General features: G+C 61.9%; 14 protein-coding genes and 1 tRNA gene. 8 read left to right on the top strand and 7 right to left on the bottom strand.

What is annotated here, in order from left to right; genetic code table 11:
- Positions 1–70: 70 nt before the first annotated feature.
- Both ACODR6_RS08645 and ACODR6_RS08640 read right to left on the bottom strand, forming a co-directional pair.
- Positions 71–155 (bottom strand) — tRNA-Leu (locus ACODR6_RS08645).
- Positions 156–273: 118 nt separating this feature from the next.
- The gene (locus ACODR6_RS08640) at positions 274–1,569 is read right to left on the bottom strand and encodes an MFS transporter (RefSeq protein WP_413710384.1); all 1,296 of its coding nucleotides are present in this window, start codon (positions 1,567–1,569) and stop codon (positions 274–276) included.
- 126 nt (positions 1,570–1,695) lie between these two features.
- Between ACODR6_RS08640 and ACODR6_RS08635 the strand changes: the two genes are divergently transcribed.
- Entirely contained in the window at positions 1,696–2,283 is a 588-nt protein-coding gene (locus tag ACODR6_RS08635; protein WP_489022282.1) for a TetR/AcrR family transcriptional regulator, read from the top strand.
- A 17-nt stretch (positions 2,284–2,300) separates the two neighbouring features.
- Here ACODR6_RS08635 and ACODR6_RS08630 read toward each other — a convergent pair whose 3' ends face one another.
- The gene (locus tag ACODR6_RS08630; protein ID WP_489022280.1) at positions 2,301–3,281 is read right to left on the bottom strand and encodes an aldo/keto reductase; all 981 of its coding nucleotides are present in this window, start codon (positions 3,279–3,281) and stop codon (positions 2,301–2,303) included.
- 184 nt (positions 3,282–3,465) lie between these two features.
- Between ACODR6_RS08630 and ACODR6_RS08625 the strand changes: the two genes are divergently transcribed.
- Positions 3,466–5,094 (top strand): AMP-binding protein, encoded by a 1,629-nt coding sequence (locus ACODR6_RS08625; protein WP_489022278.1) that lies wholly within the window; start codon positions 3,466–3,468, stop codon positions 5,092–5,094.
- Positions 5,095–5,104: 10 nt separating this feature from the next.
- Here the strand turns inward: ACODR6_RS08625 and ACODR6_RS08620 are convergent, their stop codons facing one another.
- The 3 genes from ACODR6_RS08620 to secA all read right to left on the bottom strand — a co-directional run bounded on the left by ACODR6_RS08620 (position 5,105) and on the right by secA (position 10,677).
- Positions 5,105–6,382, bottom strand: a complete 1,278-nt coding sequence (locus ACODR6_RS08620) for a GNAT family N-acetyltransferase (protein WP_112720240.1) — start codon at positions 6,380–6,382, stop codon at positions 5,105–5,107.
- A complete protein-coding gene (locus ACODR6_RS08615) occupies positions 6,382–7,797 on the bottom strand; it encodes a lipopolysaccharide biosynthesis protein (RefSeq protein WP_489022276.1) in 1,416 nt (471 codons plus the stop codon). The genes ACODR6_RS08620 and ACODR6_RS08615 overlap by 1 nt, the downstream gene beginning before the upstream one ends.
- 165 nt (positions 7,798–7,962) lie before the next feature.
- A complete protein-coding gene (gene secA, locus ACODR6_RS08610) occupies positions 7,963–10,677 on the bottom strand; it encodes a preprotein translocase subunit SecA (RefSeq protein WP_112720241.1) in 2,715 nt (904 codons plus the stop codon).
- 249 nt (positions 10,678–10,926) lie between these two features.
- On the opposite strand from secA, the gene ACODR6_RS08605 reads away from it, so the two are divergent.
- From ACODR6_RS08605 to ACODR6_RS08580, 6 genes are all read left to right on the top strand, one after another.
- The gene (locus tag ACODR6_RS08605) at positions 10,927–11,814 is read left to right on the top strand and encodes a peptidylprolyl isomerase (protein WP_112720242.1); all 888 of its coding nucleotides are present in this window, start codon (positions 10,927–10,929) and stop codon (positions 11,812–11,814) included.
- A 55-nt stretch (positions 11,815–11,869) separates the two neighbouring features.
- Complete coding sequence (gene argJ, locus ACODR6_RS08600) at positions 11,870–13,111, top strand: bifunctional glutamate N-acetyltransferase/amino-acid acetyltransferase ArgJ (protein ID WP_489022273.1); 1,242 nt, start codon at positions 11,870–11,872, stop codon at positions 13,109–13,111.
- On the top strand, positions 13,080–13,895 hold the full coding sequence (locus ACODR6_RS08595) for a GNAT family N-acetyltransferase (protein ID WP_112720244.1): 816 nt from the start codon (positions 13,080–13,082) through the stop codon (positions 13,893–13,895). Before argJ ends, ACODR6_RS08595 begins: the two co-directional genes overlap by 32 nt.
- 2 nt (positions 13,896–13,897) lie before the next feature.
- Complete coding sequence (gene mutT / locus ACODR6_RS08590; RefSeq protein ID WP_112720245.1) at positions 13,898–14,311, top strand: 8-oxo-dGTP diphosphatase MutT; 414 nt, start codon at positions 13,898–13,900, stop codon at positions 14,309–14,311.
- Between the two features lie 124 nt (positions 14,312–14,435).
- Positions 14,436–14,756: a hypothetical protein gene (locus ACODR6_RS08585; protein ID WP_112720246.1), complete on the top strand. Its 321-nt coding sequence runs from the start codon at positions 14,436–14,438 to the stop codon at positions 14,754–14,756.
- A gap of 47 nt (positions 14,757–14,803) precedes the next feature.
- The gene (locus ACODR6_RS08580; RefSeq protein ID WP_489022270.1) at positions 14,804–14,980 is read left to right on the top strand and encodes a Flp family type IVb pilin; all 177 of its coding nucleotides are present in this window, start codon (positions 14,804–14,806) and stop codon (positions 14,978–14,980) included.
- A 9-nt stretch (positions 14,981–14,989) separates the two neighbouring features.
- On the opposite strand, the gene ACODR6_RS08575 is transcribed toward ACODR6_RS08580, so the two are convergent.
- Entirely contained in the window at positions 14,990–15,874 is an 885-nt protein-coding gene (locus ACODR6_RS08575) for a methyltransferase domain-containing protein (protein WP_489022268.1), read from the bottom strand.
- Positions 15,875–15,903: the final 29 nt, after the last annotated feature.

The following is a 15,903-nucleotide window of genomic DNA, read 5'->3' as shown; positions in this document are numbered from 1 at the left end:
AGTTTGCTGTAGCAGATGGAAGCTTAAGCCTTTGAAATCCTAGCAAGTATCTGACTTACTTTGAGATTTTTGGTGCCCCATGCCGGGGTCGAACCAGCACTTCTTTCGAAACTCGATTTTGAGTCGAGCGCGTCTACCAATTCCGCCAATGGGGCACGGATAGTAACGGGCGGGTGTCTAACATGCGGGCGCCCGCGCATGCAAGACGGTGGGCGGTGTTATCCGGCTGATTTGATATGGCTTCCGGCGCAGGCGCGCCGGAAGCCATTTTCGTTAGTGGGCGACGGCCTCTCCGGCGCTGCCGACGCCGGGTTTCTTCAGGGTGATCGCCAGGATCGAGGCGAGCAGGCAGAAGGCGCCGGCGATGAAGAAGGCGGGGAGGTAGCTCTGCAGCTCGGTGCGCGACAGGCCGGCGCCATAGGCGGCGGTCGCGGCGCCCAACTGGTGACCGGCGAAGACCCAGCCGAAGACGAGGCCGACCTTTTCCTTGCCGAAGCGATCGGCGGCGATCTTTACCGTCGGTGGAACCGTGGCGATCCAGTCGAGGCCGTAGAAGACGGCGAAGATCGACAGGCCGTAGAAGGTGAAATCGCTGAAGGGCAGGAAGAGCAGCGAGAGACCGCGCAGGCCGTAATACCAGAAGAGCAGCCAGCGGTTATCGAAGCGGTCGGAGAGCCAGCCGGAGCCGATCGTGCCGAAGAAATCGAAGATGCCCATCACGGCGAGGACGCTTGCTGCAGCCACCGGCAGGATGCCGAAATCGCCGCAGAGAGTGACGAAATGCGTCTGGATCAGGCCGTTGGTGCTGAGGCCGCAGATGAAGAAGGTGGCAAACAGGATCCAGAAGGTCGAGGTCGTCGAGACTTCCCGGAGAATGACGAGAGGCATCTTCAAGGCGTCGATCAGCGTGCCGCGGGCCGGAGCGGCCGTCACATGCGCCTCGCCGACGGACGGCAGGTTCAGGTCCGACGGGCGGTCGCGCATGAAGAGCAGGACGACGAGGGCTGCGACCATGATCATGGCGCAGACAAAGAACACCGTCGAGCGCCAGCCGTAGCGCTCTGTCAACTCGGCCATCAGCGGCAGGAAGACCAGCTGGCCGGTTGCCGAGCTTGCCGAAAGCATGCCGACGACGAGGCCGCGGTGCTTGGTGAACCAGCGGGCGGAGACTGTTGCTGCCAGCACCATGGCCGTCAGGCCGGTGCCGAAGCCGACGACGATGCCCCAAAGCACCAGAAGCTGCCAGAGCGAGGTCATGAACAGCGAGCCGATGAAGCCGGCACCGATCAGGCCGAGGGCGAAGACGATGACCTTGCGCACGCCGAAATAATTCATGAAGGCGGCGGCGAACGGACCCATCAGGCCGAAGAGGATCAGGCGGATCGCCAATGCCGAGGAGATCTGCGAGGTTTCCCAGCCGAATTCATCCTGCAGCGGCTTGATGAGGACGCCGGGTGCGCCCATGGCGCCGGCCGTTACCAGCATGGTCAGGAAGGTGGCGGCGACGATGATCCATCCGTAATGAATGTTTCGCCGGGCGAGGGTGGAGGCAAGCGCTGTCGATACCATGAGGCGTCATCCATTCAGAGGGCTGATCAATACATCACCGATTTAGATGATGATCATCATATTTGTTGCGTATTGATGATTGGCATCATATAAATTGTCAAGCGACCAATTTCAGGAATTGCTGCAATGCGCGTGAGCCGCGAAAAATTTGCCGAAAACCGCCAGAAGATCATCGAGGCCGCCGGGGTGATGTTTCGCGAAAACGGCTTCGATGGCGTCGGTGTCGCCGACATCATGAAGTCCTGCGGGCTGACGCATGGCGGGTTCTACGGTCACTTCCAGTCCAAGGACGAGTTGCAGATCGAGGTCAGCCGCGCGCTGGTGGCCCGCGTCGAGGTGCGCTGGAAGGAATTGATCGCAGGCTCGCCGCACCGGCCGCTCGAAGCGCTGCTGGAGCACTATGTTTCGTGGTGTGCGGTCGACGATCCCGGCAACAGCTGCGTTTTCGTGTCGCTGATGGACGAGGTTGCCCGCAGCAAGGGTGCCGTGCGGGAAATCTTCAATGACGGGCTCTCGATGCTCGCCTCGATCCTCGCCGAAGTCGTGCCCGGCGATACGCCCGAAGAGCGGCGCAAGAACGGCTTTACGACGCTGTCATCGATGATGGGAGCGGTCAGCCTGGCAAGGGCTGTCGAGAGCCGCGAGCTTGCCGCGCAATTTCTTTCAACCACGCGCCAGAAGCTGTCGCCGGCGACGGCGCCTCTCGAAATCTGAGGCGCCGCGCGAGCGTCTTACTTGAAACCTTCGACGCGGTGCGGAACGTAGGGTTCCTCCAGCATCGCCACTTCCTCCGGCGTCAGCTTGACGGCAAGCGCGGCGACGGCGTCGCTGAGGTGGCCGGGGCGTGAGGCGCCGATGATCGGGGCGGTGATGGCGCTCTTCTGCAGGATCCAGGCGGTGGCGATCTGCGCGCGGGGAACGCCGTGCTCCTTGGCGAGACGGCCGACAGCATCGATGATCTTGCGGTCGGAATCTTCGGCCTGCCGGTAGAGCGTCTTGCCGAACTCGTCGCTTTCCGTGCGGGTTGTCTGCTCGTCCCAGTCGCGCGTCAGGCGTCCGCGGGCAAGCGGGCTCCAGGGGATGACGGCGATCTTCTGGTCCTCGCAGAAGGGCAGCATCTCGCGCTCTTCCTCGCGGTAGAGCAGGTTGACGTGGTCCTGCATGCTGACGAACTCCGTCCAGCCATTGAGGCGCGCGGTGTAAATCATCTTGGCGAATTGCCAGGCATGCATTGAGGAGGCGCCGATATAGCGGGCCTTACCGGCCTTCACGACGTCATGCAGCGCCTCCAGCGTTTCCTCGATCGGTGTCGAATAGTCGAAGCGATGGATCTGGTAGAGATCGACATAATCAGTGCCGAGGCGGCGCAGGCTGTTGTCGATCTCGTCGAAGATCGCCTTGCGCGACAGGCCAGCGCCGTTCGGGCCGGGGCGCATGCGGTTGAAGACCTTGGTGGCGAGCACGATGTCTTCGCGCTTGGAAAAGCTCTTGATGGCCCGGCCGACGATTTCTTCGGAGGAGCCGTCGGAATAGGTATTGGCCGTATCGAGGAAGTTGATGCCAAGATCGATTGCCTGCTTGAGGATCGTGCGGCTTTCCTCCTCGCCGAGCGTCCAGGCATGGTTGCCGCGGCCGGGATCGCCGAAGGTCATGCAACCCAGGCAGATTTTTGAAACTTCGAGGCCCGTCTTGCCGAGTTTTACATAATCCATTGAAATGACTCCGTGATTGAATTCCGCCCGCCGCCTGAAGATCAATTTAGGGCGGAGCGGCGGCAAAAGTCAGCAAGCATCGCGCATAAATTTCGATGACAGGGCGAAGGGCGCCTTGAATGCTCGCGCTTGCACTCGCGCGCCTGCGGGTGTTAGCTGGTGCAGCATTGACCGGAACTAGCCTATGAAATTGCCCCGCTTCGATCGCTATGACGATCTCTACCGCGATTTTGCGTGGGACATCCCCGATGATTTCAATATGGGCCGTGCCGTCAGCGACGACTGGGCGAAGATCGAGCCCGACCGGATCTGTCTCGAACATTTCGATCCCGGCGGCCAGCACCCCTCGATGACCTATGGCGAACTGTCGGCGTGGTCGGCATCGCTTGCCAATGGGCTTGTATCGCTCGGCATCCAGCGCGGGGACCGCGTGGCGTTGCTGCTGCCGCAATCCTTCGAGACCGTCATCTCGCATGTGGCGATCTACAAGATGGGCGCGATTGCGCTGCCGCTGGCGCTGCTCTTCGGTGTCGAGGCGCTGGAATACAGGCTGAAAACCGCGGGTGCGTCCGCCGTCATCACCAATGCGTTCGGCATGGCGCGAATATCAGAAATCCGCGATCGCCTGCCTGATCTGAATACGGTGATTTCGATCGATGGCGGAGAGGCACTGGCATTTGACGAGCTCGTCGCTTCGCATCCGCCGGTCTTCGAGGTGGTCGATACGGGGCCAGACGATCCGGCGCTGATGATCTTTACCTCGGGCACGACGGGAGCGCCGAAGGGTGCGCTGCATGGGCATCGCGTGCTCGCCGGGCATATCCCCGGCATGCAGTTTGCCCATGAAGGATTTCCGCAGGCGAGCGACAAGGTCTGGACGCCGTCGGACTGGGCCTGGGCGGGCGGCTTGCTCAATGCGCTGCTGCCGAGCCTGTTGCTGGGTGTCCCCGTCGTCTCGTCTCCGGCGCAGAAGTTCGATGCCGATACGGCCTATCGCATCATGGCCGAGATGCAGGTGCGCAATGCCTTTATCCCGCCGACGGCGCTGCGGCTGCTGAAGGCGGCCGGTGATCCGTATCTAACGCACAAGCTCAATCTGCGGACGATCGGCTCGGCTGGCGAATCCCTCGGGCGCGAAACCTATGTCTGGGCGCGCGATACGCTCGGCATCACGGTCAACGAATTCTACGGCCAGACGGAGTGCAACTTCGTGATCTCCTCAAGCCGGGCTGCGGGTGTTTCCAAAGCCGGGGCGATCGGCCGTCCGTCGCCGGGACATCGGGTTGCCGTCGTCGATGATCGCGGCAACGAATTGCCGGTGGGGCAGACAGGCCAGATCGGCGTCAAGGCGCCGGATCCGGTGATGTTCCTGGGATACTGGAACGATCCGGAGGCGACGGAGCGCAAGTTTGCCAATGGCTGGCTGCTGACGGGCGACCTCGCACATCAGGATGCGGAAGGGTTCATCACCTTCGAGGGGCGGGATGACGATGTCATTACTTCCTCGGGATACCGGATCGGACCTGCCGAGATCGAGGACTGCCTGTCCGGGCATCCGGCGGTTCAGCTGGCGGCTGCCGTCGGGAAGCCGGATCCGGTTCGCACCGAGATCGTCAAGGCCTATGTGGTCCTGGTACCGAGCGTTAGCGCCAGCGCCGAGCTTGCCGCCGAAATCCGCGACTGGGTGAAGATGCGGCTTTCGATGCATGAATATCCGCGCGAGGTGGAGTTCCTCGATTCACTGCCGCTGACGACGACGGGCAAGGTGATCCGCCGCCTGCTGCGCGAGCGGGCAGCGGCCGAAGCCGCGTAGGTTCCGCAGTTTAGCCGCGGCCTGCCAGCGACATGATCTTGGCGCGTAGCATCTTCGCCATGTTGCGGGTGTTGCGGTACATGTGAAGCTGGGTGGCCGCCTGGCGGACATCACGGTCGCCGTTCTGGTTAAGGCCGATGACCAGCGTACCCATGTCTTCGCGTTCCTTCCAGAAGCGGCTCATGATCGGGTGATCGGGGATGGCGCAGGAATCCGAGCGCACGATGTTGGCGTCGTCGAGATGCCATTCCGTCAGTTCACCCATCAGCAGCTTGCCGGGCGAAAAGCGGGCGAACTCCTCGTCATAGGCCGTCTTCCAGGTGTAGGCTTCGCCCCCCATCATCAGCACGACGATCGCGGCGATCGCCTTGCCGTTGAAGTCGATCGTATGGATACGCACGGCGTCGATGGCTGCGAGATTGGAGACGGCTTCGCGGGCGAAGGCGGTATGATAGCGGTCGGTGACGAGCGCGCTGCGCTTCTTGCCCTTCCAGCCGCCGGCTTCCATCGCCAGGAACTCTTCGAAGCGCATATGCACGTCGCGCGGCTGGCGGGCGACGCTGTAGGTCACGGTGCCCTTGTCCTCGAGCAGGCGCCACTGGCGGCGCATTTCGCGCATGTGCGAGGAGGAAACGGAGCTTGCGAGATAGGCGACGGCGTCTTCCTCGCTCTCCAGCATCGGGCGTTCGAAGGGATTGGTAATCGTCAGCGGCAGGTTGCGGCCGAGAGCGACGGCCTTCACCAGCCGGGCGAAGATGCCGTTCAGCCTCAGATCAGGCAGCACGAGGATCTGCGGCAGCCGCAGGTCGCGGGCCGTCAGGCCTTCGAATAGGTTATCGAGCGTCTCGGCGGCATCCTCGGCATCGACGAGCGGAGTGCCGAGCGGCGCAAAGCTGTTCGACCAACCGCGGATGATCGAGGGGCCGACGGCAAAGCCCGGCTTCTCGACGGAGAAGGGCATCAGGAAGCGCATGCGGCTGCGGTTGCTGCCGGTGTCGCGCATCAGGGCGAAGCTCACCTGCCGGTCGTCGAGGCGCGGCATGGCAGGCGCCAGGAAGCGGCCGGTGAAGAAGACGTTCGGCTCGATCGCGCGGTTCGAAAGGAAGTCGAGCTCGTCCTGCAGCTCATAGCCGAGCTTGCCGGGATAGACGCAGAGCTCGCGGCCGGCGCGGCCGACCTCGACGCGGGCTTCCGCCTGCGGTCCGTCGAAATTCAAGGAGGCGAGCTCATGGACCATGCGGTTCGTCGTGGCGTCCGTGGATTCCGTATTCGGAGGAGTGCGCACCATCAATGGGCCTTCCTGTCTGCCTGCGCCGTCGCCGGGCGGCTGAATGCAAAGAGAACGATGCCGAGCGTGCGCCGCACGGCGATGTGGAGAAGTGTCGCCTCGACGGCCATGGCCGATGCCGTGGCGATCGCGGTGCCGACGGTTCCGAGGTGAGGGATGAGGGTCAGGTTGAGCGTGATGTTTGCCGTCAGCGCACCGGCATAGAGCGCGGCGCAGAGGTTCTGCTTGCCCGCCATCATCAGCAGCGTCTCGGCCGGGCCGACCAGCGCCTTGGCGAGGATGCCGGCAAGCAGGATCGCCATCAGCACATAACCGGCAGTGAACGCGCCGCCGAAGAGCGACAGCAGCAGATGGCCCGCGGCCAGAACGCAGAGGCCGATGCCGAGCGCCGGCCAGAAGGTCCAGCGGGCCGCATCGGCAGCAGCAACGGCAAGCTCGGCCCGGGTGCCTCCGGCGATGATGCTGGAGAAGCGGGGGCCGGATGCCGCCTTCACCGAGAACATGATGAACTGCACCAGCGCCATGGTCTTGGCGGCGGCGAAATAGATCGCGACGTCATGCGGCTCGAGGAAGATGCCGACGATGACGACGTCGGAATTGGTGAGCAGGAAGCTCGCGCCCTCGATCAGGAAGATCGGGAAGGCGACGCTCAGCCAGGCAATGAAATCCACCTTGTGCTGGCCGGTATCGTAATGGCGGCGCAGGCGCAGCAGCGTCGCCACATACTGGCCGAGCGCCGTGACATAGGTTGCGAGCAGGGCCGACTGCATTGCCACAACCGCCGTGTGTTCAGCGCCCATGGCGTTGGCGATCAGCATGAAGAGGATGATCAGGATCGGCCGGACGATATAGACCGGGCTCAGCGCCATGACCGGCCAGTGATTGGCGCGCGAGGTGCCTTCCAGGATATCGCCGAGCGCGATCATCGGTAGCGCGAGCAGGCCGAGGAAGCCGGGGATCAGATAGTAGATCTCGATCTTGTCGCCGAAGAAATGCAGGCCAACCATGCCCGCGACCATCAGCAGCGAGCCGGAAAGGATTGCGAAGATGCGGGCGGTGCCCGTCAGGCCGCGGATTTCCTCGAAGGCGCCGGATGCCTTGTATTGCGGCAGGAAGCGGACGATCGCGGTGTGGAAGCCGAGGCAGGAGAGATCGCCGAAGAGGACGATCAGCACCCAGATGAAGACGAAGATGCCATATTCCCACTCGCCCATCAGGCGCGCCAGGATGATCTGGGAAACGAAGGCGAGTGCGGCGCTCAGAATGCGGATTGCGAAAGCGGTCAGCGCCATGCGCTGGGCGGCGGCCTTGCCGTCACGTTCGGTCAGGACGGCAGCGAGCATGCGCAGAAGACGGCTGCCGGCCGGACGCAAGCTGGCGGGCAGCATTCTTTCAGCGGTTTCAATGACTGCCATAATGAACACGCACAACTCAGAACTCAGGCAAATCGTGGCTTCAGTCTTGCCAGATCAGGGTTAAGAAACGGTTGTGCGGGCGGCGCGTGCCCAGCATTGAAGTTGCTTGATCCACAAAAGAAAATGCCGCCCGGAGGCGGCATCTTCATCATCTTTTTTAGTCAATCACGCTTCGGCAAAAGCGCCATGGCAGTGCTTGAACTTCTTGCCCGAACCGCAGGGGCAGGGCTCATTGCGGCCGACCTTGCCCCAGGTCGAGGGATCGTTCGGATCGCGGTTTTCAGGCGCGACGATCACTTCGGATGCCTGGTAAATCGGCGCGAAATCGTTCTCGCCGGTGTCGGGATCCAGGTGCTGGGCCTGCATGACCGGAAGCTCCGGCTCGGCCGGTGCCTGCTGGACCAGCTCGACCCGCATAAGCTGCGCGGTAACCGCCTGGCGGAGGTTGTTCAGCAGCGACTGGAACAGCTCGAAGGCTTCGGACTTGTATTCCTGCAGCGGGTCGCGCTGGGCGTAGCCGCGGAAGCCGATGACCGAACGCAGGTGATCGAGGTTGACGATGTGCTCGCGCCACAGGTGGTCCAGCGTCTGCATCAGGATCGAGCGCTCGACATAGCGCATGATGTCGTCGCCGAAACGCTCGGCCTTCTCGGTGAAGGCGGCGTTTGCAGCTTCGGTGATGCGCTCGCGGATATCGTCTTCGCCGATACCCTCTTCCTTGGCCCAATCTTCGATCGGCAGGTCGAGGTTGAGAAGGTTTGCGACCTGTTCCTTGAGACCGGCAGCATCCCACTGTTCGGCGTAGGCGCGTTCCGGAATGTGCTTGTCGACGAGGTCTTCGATGACTTCGCGGCGCATATCCGAAACGGTCTCGGCGATGTTGGCGGCTTCCATCAGCTCCAGGCGCTGGTCGAAGATGACCTTGCGCTGGTCGTTGAGAACGTCGTCATACTTCAGCAGGTTCTTGCGGATGTCGAAGTTACGGGCTTCGACCTTCTTCTGCGCGCGCTCGAGGGCCTTGTTGATCCAGGGATGGACGATTGCCTCGCCTTCCTTGAGGCCGAGCTTCGTCAGCATGCCGTCCATACGGTCGGAGCCGAAGATGCGCATCAGGTCGTCCTGGAGCGACAGGTAGAACTTCGAGCGGCCCGGGTCGCCCTGACGGCCGGAACGGCCGCGCAGCTGGTTGTCGATACGGCGGCTTTCGTGGCGTTCCGTCGCGATGACGTAGAGACCGCCGGCGGCAAGCGCCTTTTCCTTCAGCTGCTTGATCTCGGCACGGATCGCCTCGACCTTGGCATCATATTCGGGACCGTGCTCGACGCCTTCGAGTTCGCGTTCGACACGCATTTCGAGGTTGCCGCCGAGCTGGATGTCGGTACCGCGGCCGGCCATGTTGGTGGCGATCGTCACAGCGCCGGGAACACCGGCCTGAGCGACGATATAGGCTTCCTGCTCATGGTAGCGGGCGTTGAGGACCTGGAAGTCCTTGAAGCCTTGCTTACGCATCAGGTCGGCGAGCAGTTCGGACTTTTCGATCGAGGTGGTGCCGACGAGAACCGGCTGGCCGCGCTTCTGCGCGTCAGCGATCTCGGCGATGATCGCCTTGTACTTCTCTTCGAAGGTCCGGTAGACCTCGTCGTCTTCGTCGATACGCTGGATCGGCAGATTGGTCGGCACTTCGACGACTTCGAGGCCGTAGATGTTGCCGAATTCTTCCGCTTCCGTCTGCGCCGTACCGGTCATGCCGGCGAGCTTTCCGTACATGCGGAAGTAGTTCTGGAAGGTGATCTGCGCCAGCGTCTGGTTTTCAGGCTGGATCTTGACCTTTTCCTTGGCTTCGAGCGCCTGGTGCTGGCCTTCCGAATAACGGCGGCCCGGCATCATGCGGCCGGTGAACTCGTCGATGATGACGATCTCGTCGTTACGGACGATGTAGTCCTTGTCGCGCTGGAACAGCTTGTGGGCCTTCAGCGCGTTGTTGACGTGATGGACGATCGCGACGTTTTCGATGTCGTAGAGCGAAGCGCCCTTCAGCAGGCCGGCCTGCTTCAGGAGACCTTCGAGCTTTTCCGTGCCTTCTTCGGAGAAGTTGGCGGAACGCTGCTTCTCGTCGATTTCATAATCGCCGTCGGAGAGCAGTGGGATGAAGGCGTCGATCGTGTTGTAGAGATCGGAGCGGTCATCGAGCGGGCCGGAAATGATCAGCGGCGTGCGGGCTTCGTCGACCAGGATCGAGTCCACTTCGTCGACGATCGCGAAATTGTGGCCACGCTGGACCATCTGCGCCTTCTCATACTTCATGTTATCGCGAAGATAATCGAAGCCGAGCTCGTTGTTGGTGGCGTAGGTGATGTCGCAGTTATAGGCGGCCGCGCGTTCCTCGTCGGAAAGGCCGTGGACGATGACGCCCGTGGTGAGGCCGAGGAAGCCGTAGACCTTGCCCATGGTCGCCGCGTCGCGCTGCGCCAGGTAGTCGTTGACGGTGACGACGTGCACGCCCTTGCCGGAAAGCGCGTTCAGATAGACCGGCAGGGTTGCGACCAGCGTCTTACCTTCACCGGTCTTCATCTCGGCGATGTCGCCGGAGTGAAGGATCATGCCGCCGACGAGCTGTACGTCAAAAGGTCGCATGCCGAGAACACGGCGCGAGGCCTCGCGGACCACGGCAAAAGCCGGGATCAGGATGTCGTCGAGCGTCTTGCCATCTGCCAGCTGCTTGCGGAACTCGACCGTCTGTGCGGCGAGCTGCTCGTCGCTCAAGGCCTTCGTCTTTTCTTCGATGGCGCTGATTGCTGCGACTTTCGGCTGGAAAGACCGCACGCGGCGGTCATTGGCAGAGCCAAATATCTTGCGGGCGATGCCGCCAAAGCTGACCATATGACTGGCCCTTTCTCATATTCTTCCCCGGCTTTTCTTATGCGCGCACCCAGCCGAAATTCAGGCGCACGCCTCGAAACGCCAGGAAACTGTTCTGGACGCGAGGTTGCGTGACAGATAAGAGGGGGGTCGAATGATGTCAACGGATTTGGCTGATATAGAAAGGCCACATTCCAGTGTTGAACGCTGTTTTAGGCTGGATTCACACGTGATGCTGAAGCCGGTGGTGTAACTCTGAAAGGTTATTTGATGTTGAGCTACAACAAACTTGCCGTGATGGCGGTCGCGACCTTCGTTGCGTTCCACGCGCCGGTCTACGCTGAAGACAAGCCGGACGCCGTCATCGCCAAGGTTGGCAACCTGGAAATTCATCAGTCGGAACTCGATCTGGCGATCGCCAATCTGGATCCGCAGCTGGCCCAGCTGCCGGACGATCAGAAGAAGGTCGCTGCCCTTTCTGCTGCCATCGATGTGAAGCTGCTGGCCGGTGACGCCGCTGCCGAAAAGCTCGACCAGACCGAAGAATTCAAGAAGCGCATGCAGTATCTTTCCGATCGCGAGCTGCACAATGCCTACTTCAAGAAGCATGTCGTCGACACCGTTACCGACGACGAAGTGAAGGCACGTTACGACAAGGAAGTCGCTGCGCTGCCGAAGCAGGAAGAAGTTCACGCCCGCCATATCCTGGTCAAGACCGAGGATGAAGCCAAGGACGTCATCAAGCAGCTCGACGCCGGCAAGGATTTTGCCGAACTCGCGAAGGAAAAGTCCACCGATCCGAACAAGGCTGACGGCGGCGATCTCGGCTATTTCACCAAGGGCCGCATGGTCAAGGAATTCGAAGACGCAGCCTTCGCGCTCGAAAAGGGCACCTACTCCAAGACGCCGGTGAAGACCGATTTCGGTTACCACGTCATCAAGGTCGAAGATAAGCGCGACGCCCCTCCGCCGCCGTTCGACCAGGTCAAGGACCAGGTTCGTCAGCTCGTCATGCGCGACAAGTATCTTGCCCTTCTCGCTTCGGCGAAGGAAAAGTCCAAGGTCGACATCATGGACGAAACCCTTCGCAAGGGTTACGAGGATGCCAACAAGCAGCCGGCGCCGGGCGATGAGCCCGCCGTTCAGCCGCAGCAGTAATCATCATTCGGGCCCGGTTCTTCCGGGCCCTTCACTATCAGGCAGGTCCATCACAATGTCAGGTTCCGTTTCTCCGCTCGCCCCGAAGACCTTCGCATCCATGCCCGCCCTTCGCGGTGTGCGCATGGCGACCGCTTCGGCTGGTATCAAGTACAAGAACCGTACCGATGTGCTGATGATGGTATTCGACAAGTCGGCTTCGGTCGCGGGCGTCTTCACCCGCTCGAAGTGCCCGTCGGCGCCGGTCGATTTCTGCCGAACAAACCTGCCGCACGGCATTGCCCGCGCCGTCGTCGTCAATTCCGGCAATGCCAACGCTTTCACCGGCCTCAAGGGCCGCGCTGCCACCGAGCTGACGGCGAAGTCCGCCGCGGCTGCCGTCGGCTGCGGCGAGAACGAAGTCTACCTCGCCTCGACCGGCGTTATCGGCGAGCCGCTGGATGCGACCAAGTTTTCCGGTGTTCTCGATGCCATGCATCGCGATGCGACCGGTGATTTCTGGTTCGAGGCAGCCAAGGCGATCATGACCACGGACACCTATCCGAAGGTCGCGACGCGCAGCGCCGAAATCGGCGGCGTCAAGGTGACGATCAACGGGATCGCCAAGGGCGCCGGGATGATCGCGCCCGACATGGCGACGATGCTCTCCTTCGTCGTGACCGATGCCGATATCGCTCCGGCCGCGCTGCAGGCGATGCTGTCGGAAGGCGTCGGCCCGACCTTCAACTCGATGACCGTCGATAGCGACACCTCGACTTCCGATACGTTGATGCTGTTTGCAACCGGCGCCGCAGCGGCTGACGGTCAGGCGCGCGTCGAGCGCACCGACGATGCCCGTCTTGCGACCTTCCGCGTCGCGCTCAACGAAGTGCTCAAGGATCTGGCGCTGCAGGTCTGCCGCGACGGCGAAGGCGCGACCAAGATGCTCGAGATCACCGTGACCGGCGCAGAGAGCGATGCGGCGGCCAAGCGGATCGCCCTGTCGATCGCCAATTCGCCGCTGGTCAAGACGGCGGCTGCCGGCGAGGACGCCAATTGGGGCCGTATCGTCATGGCTGTCGGCAAGGCCGGCGAAATGGCGGATCGCGACCGTCTGGCGATCTGGTTCGGCGATGTACGCGTTGCCGTCAACGGCGAGCGCGACCCGGGCTACTCGGAAGAGGCTGCGTCGAACGTCATGAAACAGCAGGATATTCCGGTTAAAGTCGACATCGGTCTCGGTAAAGGTCAGGCAACGGTCTGGACCTGCGACCTCACTAAGGAGTATGTGGCGATCAACGGTGACTACCGGAGCTGATCGTTCATTGACTGAGACTTCTTCAAAGACGGCAAACCTGCCGCTCGTTCGCAGGCTGGAAGCAGTTGGCTTCCGGGCGTGGCCCGCTTCTTCCGTGCAGTATGACGGCAGCTGGCAGGTGCGGCTGACGGCGGGTCATCCGTCGAACCGTCTGAACTCCATCGTGCCGCTCGATCCATCCGATCATCGCGATATCGAGATCCGCCTGGAAAAGGCGAGCAGGAAGTTCGAAGCCTATGGCCGTCCGGCCGTGCTGCGGCAGACGCCGCTCTGCACGCCGCTGCTCGTCGACCTGGTCGCCGAGCAGAACTGGACGCATTTCGACGAGACGATCGTCATGACCTGCGATCTGACGCAGGCCGATCTTCCAGATACCCTCGACCATCTGCCGACGCATGATATCGGCCGCTTCGTCGATGCCAATCTCTCGACTGATCAGGTCTCGCCGCGGCTGAAGGCGGCGCTGGCCGAAGTCATCAACGCGATCAAGCCGCCGTCCGGCCTATTCATGATCGAGGATCCGGCATCGGGACCGCTGGCGACGGTTCTTTGCGTGCAGGACAACGATCTGGCCGGCATCATGTCGCTGTCGGTCGCCCGGGAGCGCCGGCGCGAAGGTCTCGGTCTCGAAATTCTGACATCGGCTCTTCGCTGGGCGCGTATGCGCAGTGCCCGCACCGGCTGGCTTCAGGTCAAGGCCGATAACGCGCCGGCTCTTGCACTCTACGACCGCCTCGGCTTCCGGGAAGCCTATCGCTACAGCTACTGGCGCAAGGCGCTTTGATGATGAGCGACGCCGGCAAGAAAATTCTCCTGGTTGCCGCCTGCGCGCTGATCGATTCCGACGGGCGCATTCTTCTGGCCCAGCGGCCGGAGGGTAAGTCGCTTGCCGGTCTCTGGGAATTTCCGGGCGGTAAGGTCGAGCCGGGCGAGACGCCGGAAGAGTGCCTGGTGCGCGAGCTCGAAGAGGAGCTTGGCATCAAGACCAAGGTCGCCTGCCTCGCACCGCTGACATTTGCCAGCCACAGCTACGACACATTTCATCTGCTGATGCCACTTTATGTCTGCCGCCGCTATGAAGGCATCCCGCAAAGCCGGGAAGGGCAGGCGCTGAAATGGGTCAAGCCTATGCAATTGCGTGATTATCCCATGCCGCCGGCCGATGAGCCGCTGATCCCGATGCTGCAGGATCTACTTTAGGGATTTCTCACTATTTGCTTTCACAGACGGTTTTTGTCTGTGGATATTAATCGATCGTTTAACACCTTCTGCCAAAGATCGGCCTCAATCAAGCAACTGGCGTGTGTGTATGAAGGCTTGACGCATGGTCGACGACGATTTCTGGAAAGCGGTTAGAGAAAAACAGCAGGGCTCGAATGCTTCACGCAGGACGGGCGCGCTCAATCTTGCCTTGCTCTTCGGCACCGCCGCCGTGGCGCTCACCCTCATTCTCACCCCGATGCTGGCCGACAAGTCGAAGTCGAGCGTTTTTGCAAGCGTTCCCTCCGACTTCGACAACATCACCACCGGCTCGATCCCCAAGACCGAGAACGGCAAGCGTTACACGATCCGCCGCAGCGTGCTCCAGGAAACTCCGGGCTCCGTCTGCGTCGTTCAGGGATACGGCTCGGGGGCCGGCTGCTGATGGAAGATCAAATGGCTGATGCGCCGCTTTCTGCGGGAAGGGTTGGGATGATGCGTTCTCTGAAAGCTTTGATCGCCGACATCCGCGGCGCAACCGCTGTTGAGTATGGTCTTCTGGCCGCGCTGATCTCGGTCGGCATCATCGCCGGCGTCGGCACCTTCGGCAACAATCTTCAGAACACGTTCACGAGCGTCAGCAATACGCTCGCCTCGCACAGCCAGTAAGCTTCGACTTTACTGCTTCAGCTTGTGTTCTTCGACCCGGAGCGCATCGGCGAGACGTGCCTTTGCCGATCCCGGCTGCAAAGGCTTCTGCTGGCTCTCGTGCGGAGCCCATCCCGAGACATAGATGATCGAGAATGTCGCGCGGATCCGGCCATCAGGATCGGAATAGCGTTCGGCATAGATTTCCGCGGCACGCAGGAAGAAGGCGCGTGAGAGCGGCTTGCGGCTACGGGCCGCGAGCGGGTTCGCCATGCCCATGGCGCGCAGGTCCTTCATCAGCGGAAAGATCGAGTCGTAACGGACAGTATAGCTCTCGGCATCGATGACCGGCAGCGAGAAGCCAGCGCGCTGCAGCAGGCTACCGACATCACGGACATCGGCAAAGGGAATGACGCGCGGGCTTGCGCCGCCGATCATTTCGGCTTCGGTGGCAAGCAGCACGTCACGGAGTTCCTGTAGCGTGCCCGCGCCGGGGATAGCCGCGAGGAAAAGGCCATCGGGCTTCAAAGCGCGGCGGATCTGGATGAAGACGCCGGGCGTGTCGTTGGTCAGGTGCAGGCTGAGCGGCGCAATGATGAGATTAGCCGATTGCGGCTCGAGCGGGACGTCTTCGAGGGGGGCGACGAAGGCGACCTCTCCCTCGGCGCCATAGGCTGCCTCTGCTTCGACGCGGTCTAATTGACCGATCTTGCCGAGCGCCAGCGCTGCCTTTGCTGCCGTGCCGGTCGCGCCATGCAGCTCGACGGCGCGATCGAACTGCCGCTCCACGACGGAGAGCCGTTCGGCAAGCTCGGTTGCGGCGATGTCGAGAAGGAAGGCTGCGTTGTGGTCGCCGTTCTTCAGCGCCCGGTGACGGTGGGCGGCGATCGCGGCTCTATCGAAAATGATATCCATGGCGAAGTGCATAGTCCCGTCACCGGCAG

It is taken from the genome of Rhizobium sp. FG96 (genome assembly GCF_057808655.1).
Note: the sequence above shows the minus strand (reverse complement) of the source record. Positions and strands in the feature narration are given on the sequence as shown.

Coding starts and splice junctions, on each gene's coding strand:
- ACODR6_RS08615 (WP_489022276.1), bottom strand. CDS start 7,797: ATGGCAGTCATTGAAACCGCTGAAAGAATGCTGCCCGCCAGCTTGCGT.
- ACODR6_RS08635 (WP_489022282.1), top strand. CDS start 1,696: ATGCGCGTGAGCCGCGAAAAATTTGCCGAAAACCGCCAGAAGATCATC.
- ACODR6_RS08580 (WP_489022270.1), top strand. CDS start 14,804: ATGATGCGTTCTCTGAAAGCTTTGATCGCCGACATCCGCGGCGCAACC.
- mutT (WP_112720245.1), top strand. CDS start 13,898: ATGAGCGACGCCGGCAAGAAAATTCTCCTGGTTGCCGCCTGCGCGCTG.
- ACODR6_RS08575 (WP_489022268.1), bottom strand. CDS start 15,874: ATGGATATCATTTTCGATAGAGCCGCGATCGCCGCCCACCGTCACCGG.
- ACODR6_RS08630 (WP_489022280.1), bottom strand. CDS start 3,281: ATGGATTATGTAAAACTCGGCAAGACGGGCCTCGAAGTTTCAAAAATC.
- ACODR6_RS08620 (WP_112720240.1), bottom strand. CDS start 6,382: ATGGTGCGCACTCCTCCGAATACGGAATCCACGGACGCCACGACGAAC.
- secA (WP_112720241.1), bottom strand. CDS start 10,677: ATGGTCAGCTTTGGCGGCATCGCCCGCAAGATATTTGGCTCTGCCAAT.
- argJ (WP_489022273.1), top strand. CDS start 11,870: ATGTCAGGTTCCGTTTCTCCGCTCGCCCCGAAGACCTTCGCATCCATG.
- ACODR6_RS08595 (WP_112720244.1), top strand. CDS start 13,080: ATGTGGCGATCAACGGTGACTACCGGAGCTGATCGTTCATTGACTGAG.
- ACODR6_RS08585 (WP_112720246.1), top strand. CDS start 14,436: ATGGTCGACGACGATTTCTGGAAAGCGGTTAGAGAAAAACAGCAGGGC.
- ACODR6_RS08625 (WP_489022278.1), top strand. CDS start 3,466: ATGAAATTGCCCCGCTTCGATCGCTATGACGATCTCTACCGCGATTTT.
- ACODR6_RS08605 (WP_112720242.1), top strand. CDS start 10,927: ATGTTGAGCTACAACAAACTTGCCGTGATGGCGGTCGCGACCTTCGTT.
- ACODR6_RS08640 (WP_413710384.1), bottom strand. CDS start 1,569: ATGGTATCGACAGCGCTTGCCTCCACCCTCGCCCGGCGAAACATTCAT.